Genomic DNA, 6,360 nt, shown 5'->3' with positions numbered 1-6,360 from the left:
ACGCCCGGATCAACCGTGGCGGGATGACGCCGCTGGCAACCGAGGAGGCCCTTGCCCTCTTCGACGCGTCGTCGGCGGCCGGGGAGCCGTTCCTCGTCCCGGCCCGGTTCGAGCTCGGCGCGCTGCGCTCGCGGGCGACCGCCGCCGGGGTGCCGGCGCTGCTGCGTGGGCTCGTCCCGGCCTCCGCCCGTCCCGGCGGCGCGGCTGACCGGGGCGAGGGCGGGGAGGACGGGGCGAACGTGGGTGTGTCGCTCCGCGAGCGGCTGGCCCGCTGCGGTGGCAAGGAGCAGCAGGGCATCCTCACTCGTCTCGTACGGTCCCACGCCGCCGCGGTGATCGGCCATGCGGGGATCGAGGAGGTGGCGGAGCGGCGTGCCTTCCGGGAGCTGGGCTTCGACTCGCTGACCGCCGTCGAGCTGCGCAACCGGCTCACCACCGCCACCGGCCTCAGGCTGCCCGCGACGGTCGCGTTCGACTTTCCGAACCCGACCGCGCTCGCGGAGCATGTGCGTGCCCTGCTGCTGCCGGCGAACGGGAACGGCACCGCGGCGGACGGGACCTCGGCCTCGGATCCCGGGGAGGAGGAGTTGCGGGCCGCCGTGGCGTCCATTCCGCTCGGCAGGCTCCGGGAGGCCGGTCTGCTGTCTGTGCTGCTGGACCTCGCCGAGGCCCCGGGCGGCCTCGGAGGCGGCCTCGGGAGCGTCGGGGCCGCTGCCGTCCCCGCTGCCCGTTCCGCGGAGGGCCCCGACTCGATCGACGAGATGGACATCGACAGCCTCATCGGCCTGGCGCACGGCGACCAGCCCGGCTCGGACTCGTAGTAAGGAGCGATACATGACCGATCTCGTCGACGAAGACCGGCCGGAGGCCGTCGGCCGGGCCGATACCGTGCGCGGCCTGCGAGTGTTCACCCTTCCCGTGACACTGTGGGCGTGTGTCGGCGCCCTGGTGCTGGGGCTTCAGGTGTACGTGTTCGCCTCCTGGCTCGCCGACAGCGGATACCGCATCGAGAAGGCGCCTCCGGCCAGGGGCGGTGGGGACTCGGAGCGGATCGCCGATGTGCTGATCCCGCTGCTGTCCGTGGTGGGAGCGGTGGTCCTCGCGGTGCATCTGTACCGGAAGTGTCGGGCCAGGAGGCGGCTGACGTTCGACGCGTTGCTCTTCATCGGGCTGCTGTCGGCCAGTTGGCAGAGCCCCCTGATGAACTGGATCAATCCGGTGCTCGCGTCGAACGTCAATGTGTTCGGTTCGGTGGCCTCGTGGGGGCCGTATGTGCCCGGTTGGCAGGGGGCGGGGGCCCACCAGGAGGCCGAGCTGCCGCTGGCGACCCTGAGCATCTGTATGACGGCCCTGATGGTCGCCGTGGCCTGCGGCAAAGGCATGGGTCTGGCCGCCGCCCGGTGGCCACGGCTGGGGCCGGTGCGGCTGATCGCGCTCGGCTTCCTGCTCGTCGTGCTCCTCGACATCGCCGAGCCGCTGGTGTCCTTCGCGGGCGTTTCCGTGTGGACGCGGGCGGTGCCCGAGCTGACCATCTGGAGCGGGCACTGGTATCAGTTCCCGCTGTATCAGATGGTGGCCTCGGCGCTTTTCGGCGCCTCCCTGGGGGCCGCGCGCCACTTTCGCAACCGGCGCGGCGAAACCTGTCTGGAATCCGGGGCGGCCCTCCTATCGGAGGGCCCGAGGCCATGGGTCCGGCTGCTGGCGGTAGTGGGCGGGGCCAATGTCAGCATCGCCCTCTACACCGGCGCACACATCCTGTTCTCGCTGATGGACGGCGCTCCCCCGGACCAACTGCCCGAATTCTTCCGTCCGACGGCCGGCTACTGAGACCGCCGGCCCCGCCCGCGTACCCGACATACCCGGTGTGTCACCGGCTCACCTGAGGCGCCACATGCGGTGAGCGCTCCGCCTCGTCCTTGTTCCGGCTCCTGGGCTCCACGACCATACGCAGTGGCCGGGGGACCACATGGGTGGCCAGGTGGCTCGGTCGGACACTGCGCCCATCCGCCGGGCGCAGCCGCCACCGGGAGGCGATGACGGCGACGGCCACCGCGGTCTCGGTCTCGGTGAACGCGTCTCCGATGCACTTGTAGACACCTCCCGAGAAGGGGACCCAGGCACCCTTCTTGACCCGCGTGGCGTTCTGCTGGGGGTCCCAGCGGTCGGGGTCGAACCGCTCGGGGTCCGGGTACCAGCGGGGGTCGTTCTGGAGGGCGTAGGCGCTGTACATGACCTCCGCGTCGGCGGGGATCTCGTGGCCGCCGAGGCGCACCGACTCCCGTGTGCGCCGGGCACCGACCCATCCCGGGTACTTGCGCAGGGCCTCTTTGACGAGTCGCTGGGTGAAGACCAGCCGGGTGAGGTCCTGGGAGCTGGGTGGCCGGCCGTCGAGGACCGTGTCGAGCTCTTCGTGCAGCCGTCGTTCGAGGTCGGGGTTCTGGCCGAGCTCGTAGAAGATCCACGACGCGATGGCGGCGGGCCCGCCGATTCCCGTGATGGCCAGGCCCATGACCTCGTCGCGGATCTCCTCGTCGGTCAGGCCGGCGCCGGTGGCGTCCGTCGTCCGCAGGAGCGTCGAGAGCATATCGCCGTGGTCCTGCCCTTCGGCGCGGTAGGCGGCGATGGTCTCCTCGATCACGGTGCGCGCCGGGGGCAGTTGCCGGTTGCCGGAGGTCGGCAGCCGTCGGTAGATCCCGGGCAGGATCGCGCTCATCCTGGCCACGGTCAGGATGGCGTTGCCTGTTTTACGCAGTTCCGCCTCGGCGTGTGCGGCACGTTCGGAGACGAACAACGACTTGGCGATCATGGCTGTGGCCAGCTCGGTCATGACAGGGACCACATCCACCACGTCCTGCGCGGACCAGGAGTCGGCCGTCTCCGTGGCGGCCGAGCACATGGCGGACACGTAGCTGCCGAGCCGCTGTCGGTGGAAGCAGGGCTGCATCATGCGGCGCTGGCGCCGGTGGGGCTCACCGGTCGTCGCGACGAGGATCGGTCCGATGAAGGCCAGCGCCTTGGCGTGTCCGGCGCCTCGTGTGTAGGCGTGCGCGTCGGTCACCAGCAGCGTCCGTACCAGGTCCGGGTGGGTGGCCACGTAGACGGGCTTGCGACCGAGCCGGATTCTGACCAGGTCTCCGTGGTCGGCCAGGGAGGACAGGAAGTCGAGCGGCTGTCGGGCCAGTTGGGGCAGGTGGCCCAGCACCGGCCACGAGCCCGGCACATCGGGGACTTGGAGAGGGGCAGGCATCGCTGAACTCCTATCAGGCGTCGGCCGCTACCGGAGAAAATGAGGATATGAAGCCACCAACACCCCCAAGAAGCCCCTATCCACCCCAGCCTGAGGTCTCCCGCAGCCACTGATCGACGTGGCGGGCGGTCGCCCCCGCGTGCTCCTCCAGCATGGTGAAGTGGTCCCCGGCCACGTCCATGACCGTATGCGGCACCCCCCAGACCGGCGGCGACTGTTCCCCGTCCCGGCCTCGGATGAAGAGCGCCGGGGTGTCGATCTGCGGCGGTGTCCAGCCCGAGAAGATACGGAAGTAGCCGCCCATCGCGGTGAGCCGGGTGTAGTCCACTTCGACGAATTCGGTGACCCGGTCGAAGATCTCGCTGGTCAGCGCGGAGGCTACGGGTGCGATCCCCTCGTCGGGCAGATAGGCGTCCATGGCCACGACCGCCTCGGGGCGGACCCCCAGGCCCTCCAGGTGGCTGGTCACGCTGTAGGTGAGCCAGCCGCCCGCGGAATGCCCGGCGAGAGCGAAGGGCGCACTGTCGGTGAAGCGCAGAACGGCTTCGGCGAACAGGTGGGTCACGGCCTCGACATCTCCCGGCAGGAGCTCGCCCACGAGGAAGCCCGGTGCGGGCGCGTACCAGACGTCGCGCAGCCCCTGGAGCGCGGAGGCGAAGCGCGAGTACTGGTACGCGCTGGAGATCGCGGCCACGGTGGGGAGGCAGATCAGCACGGGCGGGGTGGGATCGGCTGCCTCGCCTCCCGACGTGACGTCCTCTGCCGTGGCTTGGGCGAGCCGTACGAACTTCGGTGCCACCTCGCCCGAGCCGACGCCGAAGGAGGGCCGGAAGACCGAGGCGGCTGATAGCAGTTGCATGGCTTCGTGGATGCGTCCGGTGTCGTGTCCGACCCAGAAAAGGGACTCGACGGTGTCGGCCGAGGGTCCTTCGCGATGGGTTGGGCCTTCTACGCGGCGCGCCGTCGGCCGTGGCCCGGCCGCGTCGGCCTCGATGTCCAGTCGTTCCCCCATGTGGCAGGCCAGTGCGCCGGGGCTGGGATGGTCGAAGACCAAGGTGGTGGCGAGACGCAGGCCGGTGACGGCGCTGAGCCGGTTGCGCAGCTCCACCGCGGTGAGGGAGTCGAAGCCAAGTTCACGGAACTCCTCCCCGGCGTCGATGGTTTCGGCGGCGTCGTGGCCCAGGACGGCGGCGGCGTGGGTGCGTACCAGCTCCAGGAGGGCGTCGGTGCGCTCGGTGGTGCCGGGCAGTGCGGCGAGCCGTTCGCGCAGTGCGGCGGGTGTCTCGCCGCCCGTGGTGGCGGTGGCGTCGGTGGCCGAGGTGGCGGTGGCCGCTCGGCGGGCGGGCGCCCGGACCAGTCCGCGCAGAATGGCCGGCAGCCCGCCTGCCGCGGCCTGTGCGCGCAGGGCCCGGAAGTCCAGCGGAGTGGCCAGCAGCACGGCCTCGTCGACCGTGCCGGCGGCGTCCAGGAGGGCGAGCCCCTGTTCGTCCGTCAGCGGCGCCAGGCCGCCCCGGGCCATACGGGCGCGGTCGGTGGCCCCGAGGCGCCCGGTCATACCGCTGTCCCGGGCCCACATCCCCCAGGCCAGGGATTGGCCCGGCAGGCCCAGGGCGCGCCGGTGGCGCATCAGGGCGTCGAGGAAGGCGTTGGCGGCCGTGTAGTTGCCCTGGCCGGGACTACCGAAGCTGGCCGCCGCCGAGGAGAAGACCACGAAGGAGTCGAGTCCGGCGTCGTGGGTCAGCTCGTGCAGATGCAGCGCGCCGATCGCCTTCGGCCCCAGTACGGCGTCCATGCGCTCGGCCGTCAGCGAGGTCAGGATCCCGTCGTCGACCACGCCCGCCAGGTGGATCACGGCGCGGAGCGGATGCCGGGCGGGAACGCCGCTCAGCAGCTCGGCGACGGCATGACGGTCCGCCATATCGCAGGCCCGGACGGCGGCATCGGCGCCCAGGCGGGTCAGCTCGGCCAGCAGATCGGGGACACCGTCCGCCTCCGGTCCACGGCGGCCGGTCAGCAGCAGGTGACGTACGCCATGTGCGGTCACGAGATGCCGGGCGACCAGGCGACCCAGGACACCTGTGCCGCCGGTGATCAGTACGGTGCCATCGGGATCCCAGGCCCGCGGGGCGACGGCCTCCACCGGGGTCCGCGCGTCGTCGTGGTCCGTACGGTCCGCGTGGTCCGCGGGAGGTGCGGCGACGGCGACGCGGCCCACGCGAGGCAGGTGGACGGTACCGTCCCGGAGCGCGAACTGCGGCTCGTCGCCCAGCAGGGCCTCCGGCAGGGCCCGCTGGGAGTCGGGCCGCCCGTCGGTGTCCGCCAGTACGAATCGGTCGGGGTGCTCGCTCTGCGCCGAGCGGACCAGCCCCCACACAGGGGCGTACGTCAGGTCCGACACCCCGTCCGCCGCTGTCACGGCGATGGCGCCGTGCGTGACGAGGGCCAGTCGACAGTCCACGAAGCGTTCGTCGTCGAGCCAGCTCAGCAGCAACTCCAGCGTGCCGTTGACCGCCTGGCGCAGCGCTTCTGGGGTGGCGGTGATCGAGGTCGTGGTGGCGGTCCGGGGGATGGGGCCGAGGTGGTCACCGGGCGGGTCCTGGCGACCGGGCTCCTGCGCCCGGCCGGAGAACACCACCATGTCCGGGGACAGATCGCCCCGGGAGACGGCCTCGCCCAGCGCGGCCAGGTGGGGATACGTCCGCCACTCCGCCCCGGCCTCGCCCAGCGCCCCCGCCAGGCCCGGCACCTCGGGTCCGACGAGGGCCCATCGGCGCCGGCTGGCCGGGGCGGTGGGGGCAGCGGACCGAGGTGTCCACTCGAGGCGGAACAGCGCTTCGTGGTACGCGGTCCCCGCCGCCCGCAATCGCTCGGCGGTGACCGGCCGGAAGGCCAGGGACCGCGCCTGGACCACCAGCCGCCCCGAACCGTCCGTGGCCCGCAGTGCGATGGTGTCCTGCGCCACCGGTGTCAACCGGACCCGCAGCGCCGAGGCGCCGGCGAGGCCGACCGTCACCCCGCCCCAGGAGAAGGGCAGTCGGCCGAGCTCTTGGGCGCCCGGTCCGGGCGCGGTGTCCAGGCCGAGCGCGACCGGGTGCAGCGCCGCGTCGAGCAGC

At 72.1% G+C, this 6,360-nt stretch carries 4 protein-coding genes; 2 read left to right on the top strand and 2 right to left on the bottom strand.

The genetic code is table 11. The annotated features are described in order from the left end of the window. Together ACWDSL_RS51110 and meiC are read left to right on the top strand one after the other, a co-directional pair. The coding region (locus ACWDSL_RS51110) for a beta-ketoacyl reductase (RefSeq protein ID WP_450496342.1) at positions 1-821 on the top strand (821 nt) is incomplete at its 5' end. Positions 822-834: 13 nt separating this feature from the next. Further along, complete coding sequence (meiC, locus tag ACWDSL_RS51105) at positions 835-1,827, top strand: meilingmycin biosynthesis spirocyclase MeiC (protein WP_450496340.1); 993 nt, start codon at positions 835-837, stop codon at positions 1,825-1,827. Between the two features lie 40 nt (positions 1,828-1,867). Here the strand turns inward: meiC and ACWDSL_RS51100 are convergent, their stop codons facing one another. After that, positions 1,868-3,247, bottom strand: a complete 1,380-nt coding sequence (locus ACWDSL_RS51100) for a cytochrome P450 (RefSeq protein WP_450496338.1) — start codon at positions 3,245-3,247, stop codon at positions 1,868-1,870. A 76-nt stretch (positions 3,248-3,323) separates the two neighbouring features. Further along, positions 3,324-6,360 (bottom strand): type I polyketide synthase (locus ACWDSL_RS51095; RefSeq protein WP_450496337.1); only part of this gene is annotated, 3,037 nt, incomplete at its 5' end.

This window comes from Streptomyces sp. NPDC000941, from assembly GCF_053599555.1.
This window is presented reverse-complemented; position numbering and strand designations above follow the sequence as displayed.